Origin of the sequence: Exiguobacterium sp. s166, assembly GCF_018618855.1 — a bacterium.
Classification (GTDB): domain Bacteria; phylum Bacillota; class Bacilli; order Exiguobacteriales; family Exiguobacteriaceae; genus Exiguobacterium_A.
Map to the genome: position 1 here is coordinate 477,712 of NZ_JACSMU010000002.1, position 18,408 is coordinate 496,119.

Annotated in this window: 19 protein-coding genes; 1 reads left to right on the forward strand and 18 read right to left on the reverse strand. The window is 46.8% G+C overall.

Annotation, left to right across the window (positions count from 1 at the left end; translation table 11 throughout):
• Positions 1-48: 48 nt before the first annotated feature.
• From rpoD to rpsU, 18 genes are all read right to left on the reverse strand, one after another.
• A complete protein-coding gene (rpoD, locus tag KNP93_RS06860; RefSeq protein WP_012369736.1) occupies positions 49-1,134 on the reverse strand; it encodes an RNA polymerase sigma factor RpoD in 1,086 nt (361 codons plus the stop codon).
• Positions 1,135-1,168: 34 nt separating this feature from the next.
• Positions 1,169-2,962 carry a DNA primase gene (dnaG, locus tag KNP93_RS06865; RefSeq protein WP_131503960.1) on the reverse strand — a complete coding sequence of 598 codons (1,794 nt, stop codon included), beginning with the start codon at positions 2,960-2,962 and terminating at the stop codon, positions 1,169-1,171.
• A 137-nt stretch (positions 2,963-3,099) separates the two neighbouring features.
• Entirely contained in the window at positions 3,100-3,909 is an 810-nt protein-coding gene (locus tag KNP93_RS06870) for a pyruvate, water dikinase regulatory protein (protein WP_026828977.1), read from the reverse strand.
• Positions 3,910-3,924: 15 nt separating this feature from the next.
• A complete protein-coding gene (ccpN, locus tag KNP93_RS06875; RefSeq protein WP_026828978.1) occupies positions 3,925-4,554 on the reverse strand; it encodes a transcriptional regulator CcpN in 630 nt (209 codons plus the stop codon).
• A gap of 19 nt (positions 4,555-4,573) precedes the next feature.
• On the reverse strand, positions 4,574-6,634 hold the full coding sequence (glyS, locus tag KNP93_RS06880; protein WP_131973204.1) for a glycine--tRNA ligase subunit beta: 2,061 nt from the start codon (positions 6,632-6,634) through the stop codon (positions 4,574-4,576).
• Positions 6,627-7,517, reverse strand: a complete 891-nt coding sequence (gene glyQ / locus KNP93_RS06885; RefSeq protein ID WP_012369731.1) for a glycine--tRNA ligase subunit alpha — start codon at positions 7,515-7,517, stop codon at positions 6,627-6,629. The genes glyS and glyQ overlap by 8 nt, the downstream gene beginning before the upstream one ends.
• A gap of 286 nt (positions 7,518-7,803) precedes the next feature.
• On the reverse strand, positions 7,804-8,553 hold the full coding sequence (recO, locus tag KNP93_RS06890) for a DNA repair protein RecO (protein WP_214854070.1): 750 nt from the start codon (positions 8,551-8,553) through the stop codon (positions 7,804-7,806).
• 3 nt (positions 8,554-8,556) lie between these two features.
• Entirely contained in the window at positions 8,557-9,465 is a 909-nt protein-coding gene (gene era, locus KNP93_RS06895; RefSeq protein WP_012369729.1) for a GTPase Era, read from the reverse strand.
• A complete protein-coding gene (locus KNP93_RS06900; protein WP_114596407.1) occupies positions 9,458-9,856 on the reverse strand; it encodes a cytidine deaminase in 399 nt (132 codons plus the stop codon). Before KNP93_RS06900 ends, era begins: the two co-directional genes overlap by 8 nt.
• Positions 9,857-9,906: 50 nt before the next feature.
• A complete protein-coding gene (locus tag KNP93_RS06905) occupies positions 9,907-10,257 on the reverse strand; it encodes a diacylglycerol kinase family protein (protein WP_131503957.1) in 351 nt (116 codons plus the stop codon).
• On the reverse strand, positions 10,254-10,730 hold the full coding sequence (gene ybeY, locus KNP93_RS06910) for an rRNA maturation RNase YbeY (protein ID WP_131503956.1): 477 nt from the start codon (positions 10,728-10,730) through the stop codon (positions 10,254-10,256). The genes KNP93_RS06905 and ybeY overlap by 4 nt, the downstream gene beginning before the upstream one ends.
• Positions 10,727-12,784: an HD family phosphohydrolase gene (locus KNP93_RS06915; protein ID WP_131503955.1), complete on the reverse strand. Its 2,058-nt coding sequence runs from the start codon at positions 12,782-12,784 to the stop codon at positions 10,727-10,729. Before KNP93_RS06915 ends, ybeY begins: the two co-directional genes overlap by 4 nt.
• Before the next feature lie 41 nt (positions 12,785-12,825).
• Positions 12,826-13,788 carry a PhoH family protein gene (locus KNP93_RS06920; protein WP_131503954.1) on the reverse strand — a complete coding sequence of 321 codons (963 nt, stop codon included), beginning with the start codon at positions 13,786-13,788 and terminating at the stop codon, positions 12,826-12,828.
• Positions 13,789-14,015: 227 nt separating this feature from the next.
• Positions 14,016-14,483, reverse strand: a complete 468-nt coding sequence (locus tag KNP93_RS06925) for a hypothetical protein (protein WP_131973205.1) — start codon at positions 14,481-14,483, stop codon at positions 14,016-14,018.
• Positions 14,484-14,496: 13 nt separating this feature from the next.
• Positions 14,497-15,480, reverse strand: coding sequence for a flotillin-like protein FloA (floA, locus tag KNP93_RS06930; protein ID WP_131503952.1), 984 nt, complete (start codon positions 15,478-15,480; stop codon positions 14,497-14,499).
• The gene (locus tag KNP93_RS06935; RefSeq protein WP_131973206.1) at positions 15,477-15,986 is read right to left on the reverse strand and encodes an NfeD family protein; all 510 of its coding nucleotides are present in this window, start codon (positions 15,984-15,986) and stop codon (positions 15,477-15,479) included. The genes floA and KNP93_RS06935 overlap by 4 nt, the downstream gene beginning before the upstream one ends.
• A 189-nt stretch (positions 15,987-16,175) precedes the next feature.
• Complete coding sequence (locus KNP93_RS06940; RefSeq protein WP_026828988.1) at positions 16,176-16,622, reverse strand: GatB/YqeY domain-containing protein; 447 nt, start codon at positions 16,620-16,622, stop codon at positions 16,176-16,178.
• Positions 16,623-16,643: 21 nt separating this feature from the next.
• Positions 16,644-16,817: a 30S ribosomal protein S21 gene (gene rpsU / locus KNP93_RS06945; RefSeq protein WP_012369719.1), complete on the reverse strand. Its 174-nt coding sequence runs from the start codon at positions 16,815-16,817 to the stop codon at positions 16,644-16,646.
• A 308-nt stretch (positions 16,818-17,125) separates the two neighbouring features.
• Between rpsU and KNP93_RS06950 the strand changes: the two genes are divergently transcribed.
• A complete protein-coding gene (locus KNP93_RS06950) occupies positions 17,126-18,379 on the forward strand; it encodes a dicarboxylate/amino acid:cation symporter (protein WP_188005236.1) in 1,254 nt (417 codons plus the stop codon).
• The last annotated feature ends 29 nt before the right edge of the window (positions 18,380-18,408 follow it).

The following is an 18,408-nucleotide window of genomic DNA, read 5'->3' on the forward strand; positions in this document are numbered from 1 at the left end:
CTTTTTCTCCCTTCTCACTAAAATTTCATATTTTCTTCACACTTTGAATTAATCGAGGAAATCTTTTAGACGTTTTGAACGACTTGGATGACGTAGTTTCCGTAACGCTTTCGCCTCAATCTGACGAATCCGTTCACGTGTGACACCAAATACTTTCCCGACTTCTTCAAGTGTGCGTGTCCGACCGTCGTCTAGACCAAAACGAAGACGTAACACATTTTCTTCGCGGTCCGTCAACGTATCGAGGACATCTTCGAGCTGTTCTTTCAATAACTCGTAGGCCGCTGCATCTTGAGGGGCTGTCGCATCCTGGTCTTCAATGAAGTCTCCGAGATGTGAATCGTCCTCTTCCCCGATCGGTGTTTCCAGCGATACCGGTTCTTGTGCAATCTTCAGAATCTCACGTACTTTTTCCGGTGTGATTTCCATTTCTTTCGAAATTTCTTCCGGAGTCGGTTCACGTCCTAAATCCTGAAGTAATTGACGTTGGACACGGATCAATTTATTGATCGTTTCGACCATATGAACCGGAATCCGGATCGTCCGTGCCTGATCGGCAATTGCACGTGTGATGGCCTGACGAATCCACCAGGTAGCGTAAGTCGAGAATTTATATCCTTTTGTATAGTCAAACTTTTCAACCGCTTTGATGAGTCCCATGTTTCCTTCTTGAATCAAATCAAGGAACAGCATGCCGCGACCGACGTAACGCTTCGCAATCGAAACGACCAAACGTAAGTTAGCTTCCGCTAAACGTTTCTTAGCTTCTTCGTCGTTCTGCTCAATTCGTTTCGCGAGTTCGACTTCATCTTCGGCGTTCAATAGATCGACACGCCCGATTTCTTTCAAGTACATCCGGACAGGGTCATTGATTTTAACGCCCGGCGGGACCGAAAGATCGTTTAAATCCGCTTCTTCCTTGTCGTCACCCGTCCCATCGTTATTGACCTTGATGCCTTCTGTTTCGAGCAGTTGAAGGAATTCTTCGAATTGTTGCGCATCCATCGATTCAAACGAACTGAGTTTATCCTCGATTTTTTGATGCGATAGTTCACCATTCTTGTGTCCGAGCGCGATTAGTTCATCCTTCGCGAGACGGAGTATTTCCGCTTCTGATCTTGCTTTTTCTGCCATCGAACCATACACTCCTTCCACATCATGCAGCAGGTCATCGATCTTTCAAACGTCGTTTCCGTTCGATGATCGCCTGCATTAGCTCCGCTTGAGCACGGATATCTGTTTGTTGACTCAACTGCGACTTTTCCTCGTCCAGCGTCCGTCGTTGCCGTTCGTTTTGAACGGCACGAATATAATGACTCAATAAATCCGGATCATATTCCGGCATTAACATAAACTCCAGATCCGCTACGATTCGCTGAAGCGATGCATCGTGGAGCATCGTCAGAAAACGATCAGGATCCGCTGGGGTGTTTGTTCCGTAAAATTCATATAGTTTCCCTGCAATCAGTTGATGGGCTGGATCGTTAAACGCCACACCAAGCTGATCACGTACCTCAAGACCTACTTCCTCTGAACGGATCATATAAGCGAGCAGAAAACGTTCGGCTCGTTTCCAATTCGAGAAAGTACGGTCCTGAGGAGAAGAGGTTACGACTTGTGTCTCCTGCCGTCGCTCTTGTTTCGGTTTAGCCTGTTGCGGTTGCAACGGCTTAACTTGCGACAACAGTGATTCTTTCGACAAGTGGAACTCTTCAGCCAGTTTACCTAAATAGATATCGCGTAACAATGGATTGGCCGTTCGACCAATCTCCTCAAGCATAGTTTCAATATAACGGACCCGTTCTCCTTCTAATCGAAGGTTTTTTCCTTGCCGAAAATAAAAAGATTTGAATTCAAGGCTTGAAATCCGTTCCTGCTCGATTAAACGAAGAAAGGTCTCTTCCGACTGTGTACCGATAAAAGAATCGGGATCTTCTCCATCCGGAAGACGAATCACAGAACAATCGACCGCAACATCCTCCAATAAACGTAATGCTTTAAGGGTCGCGGCACGTCCCGCTTTGTCTCCGTCATAACAAACTATGACTTCATCGACGATTCTACCTAAATTTTGAGCATGGACGGGAGTCAGTGCCGTTCCAAGAGAAGCTACCGTATAGGGTATACCCGCTTGAGCGACACGTACAACATCCAAATTCCCTTCGACAAGTAAAACCTGCTTATTTTTCCGCATGGCACCACGTGCCTGGGCAAAACCAAACAACAATTCGCTTTTGTTAAAAAGAGGGGTTTCCGCTGTATTCACATATTTCGGGTCTCTTCCGTCAATGGAGCGACCACTGAATCCAACAATCGTGCCATCACGATCTGAAATTGGAAATACGACCCGTCCATTAAATCGATCGCGATAATCGCCATCTCTGCCTATTGAAATCAGGCCTGCTTCTACCATCTCATCCAAATCAAAGTTACGCCGTGCCAATGAATCTACCGTAAACCGGTCCTGGTCCGGTGCGTATCCCAACTTAAATTCCCGCATCGCCGGTTCCTGGATGCCCCGTTGCTCGAGGTATTCTCTTCCGGCGTCACCGGCAGCTGTCTGCAACATGACTTCATGGTATAAATCCGCTACAATCCGGTGCGCTTCCCGCATCCGATATTTCTTTTCTTGATCGGGTGTGGACTCCGTTTGATCAGACCGTTCAAATTCTGGTAATTTGATGTCTGTTCGATCCGCCAGCTTGACGACGGCTTCCGGAAAACTCATCCCTTCCGTCTCCATGACAAAAGTAATCGCGTTTCCCCCTGCCCCGCATCCAAAGCAGTAATACATGCCTTTATCAGGAGAAACAGAAAAAGAAGGGGATTTTTCAGAGTGAAAAGGACATAACCCTGAATAACGATTCCCTTGTTTTTTTAATTCTACACGTTCTGATATCAATTCAACGATATCCGTTGCTTGTCGGACTTGGTCAACCAATTCGTCAGGAAGCCGTTTCAATTGGTCACCTCTCCTTTCGAACGTTTATATACATATACCCGCAATGAAACGGAACGAATACTCGTTCCGTTTCATTAGAAAATTTGCATCATCTCATTAAGCAGCTAGATTAGTATACTACGTGAAAGCATACTTTACTAGTCATGTGATTTGCCGGAAATCCCTGTCAAGATGAGATTCGCCGTTTCCTCGACCGCTTTATTTGTCACATCGATGACTTGGCAACCAATCCGGTCATACAGATTTTTTGCATAATCGAGTTCACGATTGATTCGATCCATCTGTGCATAAGCGGCTTCCGGTTTCAGTCCAAGCGAACGGAGACGTTCCATCCGGATGTCAATCAGCTTCTCGGGAGAAATCAATAATCCAAAACATTTTTCTTTCGGGATATCAAACAGTTCTTCCGGTGGAATCGATTCCGGGACGAGCGGTACATTCGCAACTTTGTAACGTTTTAACGCCAAGTATTGAGACAACGGCGTCTTCGAGGTACGTGATACACCAATCAATACGATATCCGCCCGTTTGATACCGCGCGGATCGCGACCGTCATCATATTTCACGGCAAATTCAACGGCTTCGATTTTCCGGAAATATTCTTCGTCCAGCCGGTAAATCAGTCCCGGTTCTTCTTTCGGCTGCATCCCAAGACGTCCCTCCATTGTATCCAGTAACGGACCCAACAGATCAATCGCCTTGACTTCGTGTGCATGTGCCGTTTCAGCAAGAAGCCGGCGATGGGTGGCATGAACGATGGTATAGACGATTGTCGCCTGCTCTTCTTTTGCGTGTAACACTAAATCATAAATGACTTGATCGTCATCGACGAATGGAATCCGGACTGTTTCAATCGCTTGTTCCGGAAACTGAATCGCTGCTGCCCGCACGACCAATTCACATGTTTCACCAACCGAGTCACTTACTACATAAATACGTTGTCTCATCTGCGAACCCCCCTATTAAAGTTCTTCATCTCGTGCCAGCGCGACCAACACTTTTGTCATGTTCGTCTTCGTCATGCGTCCGACGACTTTTAAGATTCCGTCCACCTGCTCGACGACCGGCATGGAATCGATCTGTTTTTCGATGAGTTTCATTCCTGCTCCGATCAATGTCTCTGATTTCTCACAAACCGTCAGATTCGGCATCCGTGTCATGATGATGTTGACCGGTAACGAGTCCAGTTCCTGATTTCCAATTGCTGCCCGTAAAAAGTCTTTCCGCGACAAGACACCGACTAACGCATGGTCTTTGCCGACAACGAACAGCGAACCGACGTCTTCGAGGAACAGATGAACGATCGCATCGTAAACCGTCATTCCTTCATGAATCACTTTCGCAGAAGACATGAATTCGCCAACCGTCAACGTATCCAGTTTTTCATGCAACATGGAGGTATTCTTTTTACCGACATACATATAACCAACGCGGGGACGTGCTTCCAGCATGCCGGTCATCGTCAAAATCGATAAGTCCGGACGTAAGGTCGCCCGCGTCAAGGAGAGTTCAGATGCAATCTGCTCTCCTGTGATCGGACCGTTTTCTTTAACGATTTGGAGTATTTTTTTCTGCCGTTCATTTAACTTCATCGGCTCATCCGTCCTTTATTCACACTAAAGTGAGTGCATTGAATCGTGCGACTTGTTCGATCGCCGTCGCAAACCGCTTCATCTCGCTAAGACGATTCGTCCGAACTGCGTTGTCATCCGCCATGATCATCGTTCCATCAAAATAAGCAGTAATGGCCGGAACACTCGATTCGAGCACTTGAATCGCTTCGTTATAGTCAGAGGCTTGAACTGCTGCTTCGACTTTTGGAATCAGTTGCTCGATTTGTTCATGCAAGGCACGTTCTGCTTCATTTTCAAAGAGCGCTGGATTTACCGCCACAACCGTCTCTGCTTTTTTCGAGATGTTCAAGACACGGCTGAGTTGCTCCACTGTCTTCTTAAAGGTTGGTTGTTGTGTGGCCTGTTCAAGCATCGCTGCCCGTTTTTCATTTGCTTCGACTGTTAGCTTCGGCTCAAGTGCCGCTTCGATGACATCATGACGATATCCTTTTTCCGATAAGCGGAACTTTAGACGCTGATTGAAGAAGTCTTCCATTGCTGCTTTAACTGTTTCTGCATCCGCTTGATAAAGACCTGCTTTTAATTGAGAAGACACGACGAAATCGATTAGCTCTGACAACGTCATCTCAATCTGACGGTCTGAAAGAATCTGAACGATTCCTTGAGCTTGGCGTCGTAACGCATATGGATCAGCCGAACCGCTCGGAATCATACCAACACCGAAGAATCCAGCCACGCTGTCCATCTTGTCAAGAACAGCTAATACCGTACCGGTTGGTGTGCCTGGACTTTCATCCCCGGCAAAACGTGGCAAGTAATGTTCCCGGATCGCCGCTGCGACTTCAGCGTCTTCCCCTTTCATGTTGGCGTAACGTTCACCCATCATACCTTGCAGTTCTGTGAATTCATACACCATCTGGCTCACAAGATCGAACTTATAAATCGTTCCGGCACGTTCGACTTTCGCTTTATCCGCATTGAATCGTTCCGCCAACTGCAGCGCCATCCCGCGCACACGACGGACTTTTTCACCTGTCGTTCCAAGTTTTTCATGGAAGACGATTTTATCAAGTCGCGCTGCTTGGGCATCGATGTCCGCTTTTTTATCTTCTTCATAGAAGAACTGTGCATCGGCAAGACGTGCCCGAATGACTTTTTCGTTTCCGCGGGCTACGTTCTCGAGATGCATCGCATTCCCGTTACGGACAGTGACGAAGTAGTGCAGCAACGTTCCGTCTTTTTTAACCGGGAAATAGCGTTGGTGTTCCTTCATCGTCGTGATCAGTACTTCTTCCGGCAATTCGAGGTACGCTTCGTCAAATGCTCCGAATAACGCAGTCGGATATTCGACCAGATTCGTGACTTCCTCAAGTAGCGTCGGATCAATCGGCACTTCAAAACCTTCTTGTGTGCTGAGTTTTTGAATTTGTTCCTCAATCAACCGGCGACGCTGTTCGTAACTGACAATGACATGTTCTCCGGCAAGTGCCTCAACATAGGCATTCGGTCGTAAAATCGTAATGTCCTGTCCAAGGAAACGGTGTCCGCGTGTCGTCCGCCCAGTCGCAACATTTGCCACCTCAAACGGAATCACTTGATCATCCAGTAAAGCAATCATCCAACGAATCGGACGCATGTAGCGTAATGACTGCGTGCTCCAACGCATATTTTTCGGGAACGACATCGCTTCAACGATTTGTTTGAGTCCCGGTAAAAGTGTTGCTGTTTCTTGCCCTGATTCTTTGCGCGTCGCAAAGATGTATTCGATCCCCTTCTCTTCTTGAAGGAACAGATCATCCGTCGTCAAACCTTTACCGCGTGCAAATCCTTGGGCGGCTTTTGTCCAATTGCCGTCCGCGTCCACTGCAATCCGTTTCGCCGGTCCTTTAAGCGTCTCTTCCAAGTCAGTCTGACGTTCCGACATTCCGGTTACGAGAACGGCCAAGCGACGTGGCGTCGAAAATGATTCAATCGCGTCGAACGTGATACGTGCTTCATTTAAGAATGTCGTCACACGTTCTTTTAATTGTGTCTCCGATTGTAAGACAAAACGGGCAGGCATTTCTTCAAGACCGATTTCAAGTAATAACTCATGCATGCGATTCACCAGCTTTCGATTTAATCAATGGGAAACCTAAACGTTCCCGTTCTTCGATGAAACTTTGGGCACAGCGGCGCGACATGTTTCGGACACGGTGAATAAAGCCCGTTCGTTCCGTGACGGAAATCGCCCCTTTGGCATCCAACAGGTTAAACGTATGTGAACATTTCAAGATATAGTCATAGGCCGGGAAGACGAGGTTCTCATCCAGTGCCCGGTTGGCTTCTTTTTCGTATTGATCGAACAATGTGAACAAGAGATCGACATCAGATGTCTCAAACGTATACTTCGAGTGTTCGAACTCCGGCTGGTAGAAGATATCGCCGTATTTGAAGCCGTCTGTCCAGACCAAATCAAAGACACTTTCGACATCTTGGATGTATGATGCGAGTCGTTCGATTCCGTACGTGATTTCAACTGCGATCGGATTACATTCAATCCCGCCGACTTGTTGGAAGTACGTGAACTGCGTGATTTCCATCCCGTTCAACCAGACTTCCCATCCGAGTCCGGCGGCACCGAATGTCGGGTTTTCCCAGTTATCTTCGACGAAACGAATGTCATGTTCAAGCGGATTGATGCCGAGCAATTCAAGACTTTGTAAGTACAGTTCCTGAATGTTGTCCGGTGACGGTTTCATGATGACTTGGAACTGATGATGTTGATACAAGCGGTTCGGGTTTTCGCCGTAGCGTCCGTCCGCTGGTCGGCGTGATGGTTCTGTATAACAAACGTTCCAGGGTTCTGGTCCAAGACTTCGTAAAAACGTCATCGGATTCATTGTTCCGGCGCCTTTTTCCACGTCATAGGCTTGCATCGTCAAGCACCCTTGTTCAGCCCAAAATTTTTGCAGTGTTAAGATCATTTCCTGTACTGTCATCTTCAAGACTTCCACCTCCAAATTTATGCGGGAACGCAAAAACGTCCCTATGTACAACAAGGTTGTACATAGGGACGAGACGAGCCCGCGGTTCCACCCTACTTGCATGCGTCGGCATGCCACTCTTTGACCGGGAACACTCAAAAATGCCGTTCGCACCTGCTTCATTTCCGGCTCGCACTATCCCGAAATCGCTTGACTGAACATCAGGTGTTACTCCTTTTTCTCATCGTGTTCGTTTAGTTAGTTCTTCCGCACCTATTCTACCGAACGTAGAGCGCATCTGTCAATCGTCTCCGAGATTCAGTAATTGATCGAGAACCCGTTTCGAACGAAGGCGGAGACCGCTGTACCGTTCCATATAAGCATCCATGATTTGACGCAATAAACGTTTCGTTTCCGGCTTCACCTCGACTGTACCAATCCGGGAAAAGTCATAAACGGAAAAGACATACAACATCTTCGCCACGGATTCCGTCAAAGAAACAGCATGTTCATCTTCATGACGATGTCGTCTGCAAAGTAAACCACCGTGATTCAACGAAAAGACAAACGGCGCTTCGGCACTGCCACAAATCGTACAGCCATTTAAGTGCGGGGCGATTCCCAGATGACGTAATAACCGGAGTTCGATGATGAAGGAGACGACATCCGGGTCGAGTCCTTCGTCCATCGCTTCAAGACCATCGACAAACAAATCATAGAGTGCCGGCTGCGGGACCCGTTCATCAAGTGCTTTATCTGCCAGTTCAAGAAGATACATCGCATAAGCCATCAAAAACACATCTTGACGAATTTTCGAATACCCTGTGATGACGTCTGCTGATTTTAATTGACCGAGACCACGCGAACGTGGATACACGTAAATGGCCCGGATAAACGGCTGGCTCGCTGCATTGAAACGGCTGCCGGGTTTTTTAGCACCACGCGCCATGACGGCGAGCTTGCCATATTCACGTGTCAACAGTGTAATGATTTTATTCGATTCACCATACACGACCGTCCGTAAGACAAGCCCTTCCGCCTTATCAATCATCGATTAATACTCGTCGTCTCGGAATCCGAGTTCACGCAGTTGACCTGCTTTGTTCCGCCAGTCTTTTTGAACCTTCACCCAAAGGTTCAAGTAGACTTTTGTTCCAAGCAGCATCTCGATGTCCGTCCGTGCTTCTGAACCGATTTCTTTTAACAGGGCACCACGTTTGCCGATGATGATTCCTTTTTGTGAATCACGTTCAATCAAAATCGTTGCGTGAATATCGACCATGTTTCCGTCTTCACGTGTCTTGATCTGATCAATGGCGACAGCAATCGAGTGCGGCACTTCGTCACGTGTCTTCTGCAGGACTTTCTCACGAATCATTTCCGAGATAATGAATCGTTCCGGATGATCGGTGATTTGATCCGCCGGATAGTACATCGGACCTTCCGGTAAGATTTTCGAGATTTCTTGCAGAAGCGGTTCGACATTATTTCCTTGAAGAGCAGAAATCGGAACGACTGCTGCGAAGTTCAATTCGTTTTGATACGATTCGATGATTGGCGGGATATCGTTCGGATGAATCAAATCGACCTTATTCATGACAAGAATGATCGGTGTATCCAAATCCTTCAACTTCTCGATGATGAATTCGTCACCTTTACCTTTTGGTTCGGTCACGTTAATCATGAAGAGAATTGCATCAACTTCACGTAAGGCGTTTGTCGCAACTTTCATCATGAAGTCACCGAGTTTGTGTTTCGGTTTATGGATTCCCGGTGTATCGATGAAAATCGTTTGCACATCATCTGTCGTATAGACACCTTGAATCTTATTCCGTGTCGTTTGTGGTTTATCCGACATAATGGCGATTTTCTGTCCGATGACACGGTTCAAGAACGTTGATTTCCCAACGTTCGGACGACCGATAATCGAAACGAATCCTGATTTAAATCCTTCTTTAAACATGAAGATCTCCCTTCGTGAATGCACCCGGTAAGAGAGCACCAACTGTCGTTTCCGTGACGTCACCCGTCAGGTTCGTCAAGTAGACCGGCATATCCGCGTCACACATTTCAAACAGAACTTGACGGCATTGTCCGCATGGTGCGACAGGTCCTTCCGTATCTGCTACGACAGCCATCGCTGCGTATTCACGTGCATCTTGTGCCCATGCCGAGAAGATCGCTGTCCGCTCAGCACAGTTGCAAAGACCATACGCCGCATTTTCGATATTACAGCCATGGAAAACCTGTCCGTCTTTCGTGAGCAAGGCAGCTCCGACTTGGAATTTTGAATAAGGAACATACGCTTTTTGGCGTGCAAGTTTAGCCTGTTCGAGTAATTGTTCTGTTTTCATGTCATTTTTCCCCTTTTAGGAACGGTATTGGCCAAAAAAAGGCCGGATTCTTATTGTACCAAATATGGAACGAAGATGCATAGTGCAATCGCAATTGATGTAAGCGCCAACACAAGCACAGCTCCGCTCGCGATATCCTTTGTTGCTTTTGCAAGCGGATGCCATTCTTCCGTGACGAGGTCAACGGTCCGTTCAAAGGCGGTATTGAACATTTCCGCACTGATGACTACGCCGATTGTTAAACATAAAATCGCCCGTTCCATCCATGTCAACGGTAAATACAAGGCAAGCGCCAGGACAATCAACCCAATCGTAAAATGGACCTTCATATGCCGTTCTTCCTTTACCGCCTGACGGATCCCGTTCATCGCATGGGTGAATGGTAACCACCACGTCTTCACAATTTTCCTCGGTACAGTTCAAAGTGATGCAGGATTTCCTCCTGACGCTTCGTCATGATCTCTTCATCTGCCTTTTCGATATGATCGTATCCGAGAAGATGCAGGAAACCATGAACGGCCAGGAACCCAAGTTCCCGTTCGAAATGATTCCCGTATTCCGCCGCCTGTTCCCGGCAACGTTCCACGGAAATGATCAAATCTCCAAGCACAACTGGTTCATCCTCAAGCAATTCAAAATCAATCTCATCTTCTCCCAGTTCATCCATCGCAAACGAAATGACGTCCGTTGCTTGATCCTTCCCACGCCATTCCCGGTTGATTTGCTGAATCTCATCATTTGTCACGAACGTGACGGATAATTCACTGTTCGCTTCAATCTTTTCTTCTGTTGCGGTATAGACCAAAATCGCTTCCACTAATTTCAGTTGTTCTTCCGTCAACAATGTACCTTCATCTGTCATGTAAATATTCATGTAAGTTCCTCTTTCTTTAATTCAGGATATTCAATCCGTTCATGGAATAACCCGGATAACGTGTGGCAGGCGCTTTCACCGACCCGGTAAATGTCACGTGTCGTCAGTTCACAGTCCGAAAATTGATCATCCAACAATTTTTCGCGAATGATTTTTTTGACCAGTTCCTGAATGCCCTCTTCAGTCGGAGACTTCATGGATCGGACCGCTGCCTCGATGGAATCGACAATCATGATGACTGCCGCTTCGCGCGTTTGTGGTTTCGGACCCGAGTAACGGAAATCCGCTTCATTGACTTCACCTTGTTCCGTTGCCTTGACGTAAAAATAACGGAGTAATGACGTACCATGATGCTCCCGGCAGATATCGACGATGACACTCGGTAACTTTTCTTCTTCCAACAGTTCCACTCCGTCATCCGTATGGGCAAGAATCACTCGAGCGGATTCTTCCGGTGTCAGACGGTCATGCGGATTAAGTCCATGCTGATTTTCAATGAAATAGAGCGGACGCCGTGTTTTCCCTAAATCATGATAGTACGCACCAACGCGGGCAAGCAACCCGTCCGCGCCAATCGCTTCACAAGCCGTCTCGGCAAGATTTGCGACCATCATACTGTGATGATACGTTCCCGGAGCCTCGACCAATAGTTTTTTTAACAAGGGATGGGTCGGGTTTAACAATTCCAAGAGACGTGTCGGGGCTAAAATACCGAATGTCATCTCAAGAAACGGTAATAATCCAATCGCCAAGATCGCACTGAAGATACCACTGACAACGGCAAACCCTAACAGAATCGACGTCTCTTTCACTTCCAACTGTCCACTACGCATGAGTACGAAAGCGAGGAAAACCGCTACGTTCGCTAAAGCAATCGTCAAACTGCTGACGAAAATCCGCCGGCGTGACAAGCTGGAACGTAGGAAATAGGTGGCCACTAACCCGCCGACCAATAAGTAAATCGCGATATTAAAGCTGAAATTTTGGTTCGTACTGTAGAAAAAAGTACCTGCTAGAGCCATGAACAAGGTACTGGATAAAGCGATTCGCTCATTCAATAAATTACGCAAAACTAACGCTGAAAATGCAGTCGGCGTTAGTAAATACAGAGCCGGATTAATATCGTCTGCCAAGAAAGCCATCCCGTACGTCACGACAAGTTGCAATATCACAACTAAATACACCAAACTGAACAGCTTTACTCTGCCCATCTTTGCATAACGTAAGTTGGATCGACTGATGAATCCGAACAACAACAGTGTCATCAGAGCACTGACAATCAACGTTCCAAACAAAGGTTTAAGGGATTGCCGGTCAGAAATCAGACCGACGAGTTGCAGTTGACGGTAGGCATCCTGGGAGATGACTTCTCCCCGTTTGACGATGACTTCTCCCTCAGAAATCAAGACCGGTTCCACTTTATCGCTGGTCTGCTTACGCAACTGCTCTGTTTTCTCGGGATCGTACACATAGTTCGTAACAATCAATTGATCAGTCAGCGTTTTTCCGACAGCCTTCATCGAAAACGATAAGGCGGACCGTTCAATATCAAGTCGTGCATTTTCACGCGCTTCCGCCACTTCACCGCCATCAGAAGAAATTCGTTGCCGCATCGCTTCCTCAATGGCCGTAATCACAACGTCGCGTGTCGTCGTCCGCATTGCTGTAGACGATGTGGCAAGAAGCCGCAATTCATCGTCTTGCAGTAAATCCGCGGCTTCCGTTCCCCGGAGCCGCTGTTTGATTCGACCGATGTCTTCTGCTTTTTTAATGCCTTTAAGACTTGCAAACAGTTGCTCGACTTTATCGATTTGCTGTGCAGCATATTCCTGTTTAATCGTGTATTGGCTATCAATTGCGGCTACCGTATTTTCTTTCAGTAACCGGGTGGCTTCCCGGTCTTCCATCGTCAGCGGTGACCGAATATCTTCTTCTGCAATCGAAAATGGATCTGCTGACAGTGCTTCGGGCCGGACACTGACATACATCATCGTCGAAACGATGATGTAAAAGCCGAGTGTCAGCAGACTGATCCACATACCTACTTTGCGCATCCGTTCGTCTCCTTTCCACTTCAAGACTCACCTGTTGCGCTTCAATCGAGTTCTTGACTATACGCATCAATGATTTTCCGAACAAGTGGATGCCGGACGACATCAGCCGAACTAAAGTGTTCAAAATGAATGCCGCGAACATTGCCAAGTAAATTCAACGCTTCTTGTAAACCGGATGCTTTTCCCCGAGGTAAATCAACTTGCGTTAAATCGCCTGTGACAATCATCTTCGAGTGAAAACCAAGACGTGTCAAAAACATTTTCATTTGTTCTCTTGTCGTATTTTGCGCTTCATCCAAAATGACGAAAGCATGCTCCAGTGTCCGCCCCCGCATATAGGCGAGCGGTGCAATTTCAATCACACCCCGTTCCAACAAACGGGCTGTGTGTTCCACACCAAGCACGTCATGTAACGCATCATAAAGCGGACGTAAATACGGATCGACTTTTTCTTTTAGATCCCCCGGTAAGAATCCGAGATTTTCCCCTGCTTCAACTGCAGGTCGTGTTAATACTAATCGTTTGACATAACCTTCTTTTAAGGCCTTTGCTGCCATGACGACCGCTAAATACGTTTTCCCGGTTCCGGCCGGTCCGATACCGAATGTTAAATCACATTTTTCAATTCCCCGGACGTAACGGGCTTGACCAAGTGTTTTTGCCCGGAGCGGTTTTCCCTTGTGATTCGTATGAATGACCGTATCGTATAATTCGAGTAATTCATCGACCCGGTCTTGTCGCGCCAGTTGAATTGCGCTTGTTGCGTCACGTTCCGTTAAGACGGCTCCCCGATCAACCAGTTGCTTTAAGACACCGACGACCTGTTTTGCTAACACGACAGACCGTTCTTCTTCCGCCTGCGCCAGCAATTCATCACCACGATGGGTAAGTTGGACTTCCAGCTCCGCTTCCATCGTTTTTAGTACGGCATCGTTCGGTCCTACGAATGCTTGAATCTGTTCTGAATTCGAAAATACGAATGGGATTCTTTCATTGAATATCACGTTATGATTGGCCTCCTAATGATGGATAACAGTACGTCATCTCTATAAATCTGTTCTAGTCCACTTTATCATTTAAGAAGATTAGATGGAAAGAAAAACCCATCCTCAAGATGTGGTTTCCTTGTTTTAACTCTTTTCGTTTTCTATTCTTGCTGAGCCCGTGATTTTCCCATCGTGTCTTCACAAAAAAAAATCAGCTCTCCACTTACACGAGAGCTGACCTGTTTTTAACGATGCGGGGATTTTGACGCCCGTTTTGATACCGGCGGTCCAAGGACTTCGCTCCAGATGATTGCCTGGCGGATTTCCTCTTGCGTTGTCTGCATCCCTTTTTTCTTATCCCGTCTTTTTCCAATCTCATCACTTGAAATACTTCCAGTAATCTTGCCCAGATTCGATCGTGATTGTTTCTGAGCTTTCACACGATCCCGTTCATCCAAGCGTTGTTGCAATTCGGTCCGCTGATGCTTGACCGGTTGTGTCTGCTTTGGTTGTTTCCGTTTGATCGGAGGTGGAACCTCCCGATTTTCCGGAAGCTTCGTTTCCACTTGATCGACCATTTTCTTGACATAGTCGCCAAATTCTTTAGAGGGAACACGTGTTGAAGAACTGGTCTTCTTTTGATCGGCTGCTTTTGAGATAACCGAGATTACACCAAAGGCAATCATCAGTCCGACCCAAATTAAGCTTTCCATCTAGATCATCCTTTTATTGTGTGTCGTTCGGCGATGATTGACCACCGATGGCTTGACGCATCTTCGTATCAGCCGTCACGTTCAAGTAGTTGGCATAATCCATTACACTGAAGTTTCCGTCACGCAGTGCTTCCGCAATCGCAAGCGGGACTTCCGCTTCTGCCGCCACGACTTTCGCACGCATTTCTTCGACACGTGATTTCATCTCTTGTTCGCTCGCAATCGCCATCGCGCGACGTTCTTCCGCTTTCGCTTGAGCGATGTTTTTATCGGCTTCCGCCTGATCCGTCTGAAGAACGGCACCAATGTTTTTACCGATATCGATATCGGCAATATCAATCGAGAGAATTTCGAATGCTGTTCCTGAATCAAGACCTTTCGCAAGGACCGTCCGGGAAATCATTTCCGGATTTTCAAGAACTTCTTTTTGATCTTGACATGAACCAATCGTCGAGATGACCCCTTCACCAACACGGGCGATGACGGTTTCTTCACCCGCACCACCGACGAGGCGGTCGATATTGGCACGGACCGTAATCCGAGCTTTTGCTTTAACTTCAATCCCGTTCATTGCAACACCGGCAATGAATGGCGTTTCGATGACTTTCGGGTTAACGGACATCTGTACGGCTTCAAGCACGTTCCGACCTGCTAAATCAATCGCTGCCGCCCGTTCAAAACTGAGTTCAATATTCGCACGGTGTGCCGCAATCAAGGCGTTGACGACACGGTCGACATTACCACCGGCAAGAAAGTGACTTTCCAGTTGGTTTGTATTGAGGTTGATTCCTGCTTTCACTGCCTTGATCAATGGATTCACGATTTTTGACGGTGTAACACGACGGAGTCGCATTCCGACTAATGTAAAGATGGAGACACGGACCCCGGCGGCAAGTGAACTGATCCAAAGCGGGATCGGGACAAGCGTAAAGAAAATCGCGAGGAAAATAAGTATTCCTCCTGATACGAGTAGAACGGTCAATAGTTCGGGTGTCATATGAGTGACTCCTCCTTCGTTTTTTGGACTCGAACGATGACTCGTCCGTGTGTGACGTCTTGCACGACGACTTGTTCACCGGCGTTAATAAAATTCCCTTCCGTGACAGCATCGACTCGATTTCCATCAATCTCAATCGTTCCTGCCGGGCGAAGTTGTGTCAAACTAATCCCGATTTTGCCACGCAGTTGTTCTTTATCTTGATGAGAGAGATATCCTTTTTCCGACGATGTGGAGTCTGTTAAAATCAAACCTCGCCATAATAACGATTGGTTCGATTTGATCCGACGATACGCCCAAAATCCGGCAGCAAGCGATAAAAAGACTGCCAAACCGACAGCAAGACCCACCTGACCGACCGTCGCACCCGCCATAATCAAGCTGGCAAGAACTGCGCCGATGCCAAGTACGCCGAATATCCCGAACCCTGTCACGAATATTTCGACCAGCAACATGAGGACACCGATCATGAAGACCGCTAAAATCATCCCTAAGCTAAAAGACATTACTTCGTTCACCCCTTTTTCATCAGAATCAGACGACAACATGTTTCATCTTTCTGAACATGGCTCATTGTTACTTTTATTATATACGCTTTCATCTTAGAAAAGGTTTCATAACTTTTATCAATTTTCGAATTTTTCCGATTTTATTGCATAAAAAAAGGCATCCCGGAGGACACCTTTCAAAACGGGTTAATGTAGTTGTTGTTTAACAAGGCGATTAATTAAAGCACCGTCCGCTTTACCCTTAAGTTGCGGCATGACGACACCCATTACTTTCCCCATATCCGAAGGAGCCGAGGCACCCGTCTGCGCAATTGCTGCGTTGACGATTTCCTGAACTTCTTCTTCCGAAAGTTGTTTTGGCATATAAGCTTCGAGCACGATTATCTCTGCTTGAATCTTCTCGACGAGGTCGTGACGATCAGCGCGTTCGAATTCTCGGAGGGAGTCGTTGCGCTGTTTCATCTCACGTGAGAGTATAGTTAGCTCTTCCTCATCAGTTAATTCTTGCTTACCGAGTTTAATCGCTTCATTTTGCAGGGACGACTTCACCATCCGAATCGTCGTAAGACGATCTTTCTCACGCGAACGCATGGCTTCCTTCATATCCACTGTCAAACGCTCTTGAAGACTCATGAGGATACACCCTCTCTTACGTTAGAACTTCTTACGCTTACGCGCAGCCTCCGATTTAAGCTTACGTTTTACACTTGGCTTTTCGTAGTGTTTACGTTTACGAACTTCAGCAAGCGTACCATCTTTTGAAACACCACGTTTGAAGCGACGAAGTGCGTCTTCAAGTGATTCATTTTTACGTACACGAGTTTCCACTAGTTTTCCCTCCCTCCGATATTACCGACTAAAGGAAACGTGTCAGACACGTCATACAACATTATAGTAGAAATATACAAAATGGTCAATAGTTGATTAACCAGTTTTGCTTCATTCCTGAGATGTTCCTTTTTGTTCTTTTCTATAGTCTCATGTTGCTCCCGTATTTACAACAAATTCATGATTATTCAACTAAAAAAACCGAAATATTTTGTAAGCGTTTTCTGAAATTTTATGAAATGTTTTGTCAAAATGGTGAATGATGTGTCAAAATAGACACAGTTATCTGAAAAAGGAGTTGTTTTCATTTGAAAGAAGCCAAGCGAATCATTTGGGGATTGATTTTAGGAGTTATCCTCGGAATCATTCTCGCCATGTTACCAGACAAATCTATTTACGAAGGATTGAATAAGTATGCGCTTCAACCAATCGGTACGATCTTCTTGAACCTGATTAAGATGCTCGTCGTCCCGATCGTCTTCTTCTCGATTTCCCTTGGAGTCATGGGACTCGGAAATCCAAAAGAGCTTGGCCGTGTCGGCGGAAAAGCCATCACGTATTTCATGACGACGACAGCTGTTGCCATCGTCATCGCACTTGGTTTGTCGTTACTGATCAAACCGGGTACGTTTGGCAACTTTGCGACGGACAACTTGAAATATGACCAAGGCAACTTACCGGATACGAGTTTGATCAATACGATTGTCGGTATGTTCCCGACCAATCCGATTACGTCGATGGCAGAAGGCAACATGTTACAAATTATCGTCTTCAGCGTCTTCATCGGTTTCGGCATCACGTTCCTTGGCAGCAAGGTCTCGACATTACGTTCATTCATCGAACAAGGAAATGACTTGATGACGTATTTGATTGGGCTCGTCATGAAGATGGCCCCGCTCGGCGCATTTGCATTGATTGCTTCCGCCGTAGGTGCACAAGGATTTGCTTCGCTCAAAGCGATGTTCTTCTACATGATGGTCGTGGTACTTTCTCTAATCATTCATTCGTTGTTGACGTACGGATCAACCGTTTCACTGCTCGGAAAAATGAATCCGTTTTTCTTCTTTAAAAAGTTTGCTCCGGTCATGCTGTTCGCCTTCTCGACTTCATCGTCGAACGCGACATTACCGGTCGCCATGCAGACAGCGCAGCGTGAGCTGAAAGTCCCGCGCTCGGTATCCAGTTTTGTCCAACCGCTCGGAGCAACGATCAACATGGATGGAACGGCGATCATGCAAGGGGTCGCGACGGTCTTTATCGCTCAGGTGTATGATATCAACTTGTCACCGGCGCAACTAGCAACCGTCGTCCTGACTGCCGTTCTCGCGTCTGTCGGAACAGCCGGCGTACCGGGTGTAGGTCTCGTCATGCTGACGATGGTTCTCCAGTCCGTCAATCTGCCTGTCGAAGGGATTGCCTTGATTATCGGTGTCGACCGTCTGCTTGATATGATGCGGACAGCCGTCAATATCACAGGTGACGCCGCTTGTGCCGTTATCGTCGCAAAATCAGAAGAAGGTAACCTGAACGAAGAAGAGGAAGAAGACGAGCGTTACGCTTAACTTTTCCTTAGATGAAAAACGCGCTACCC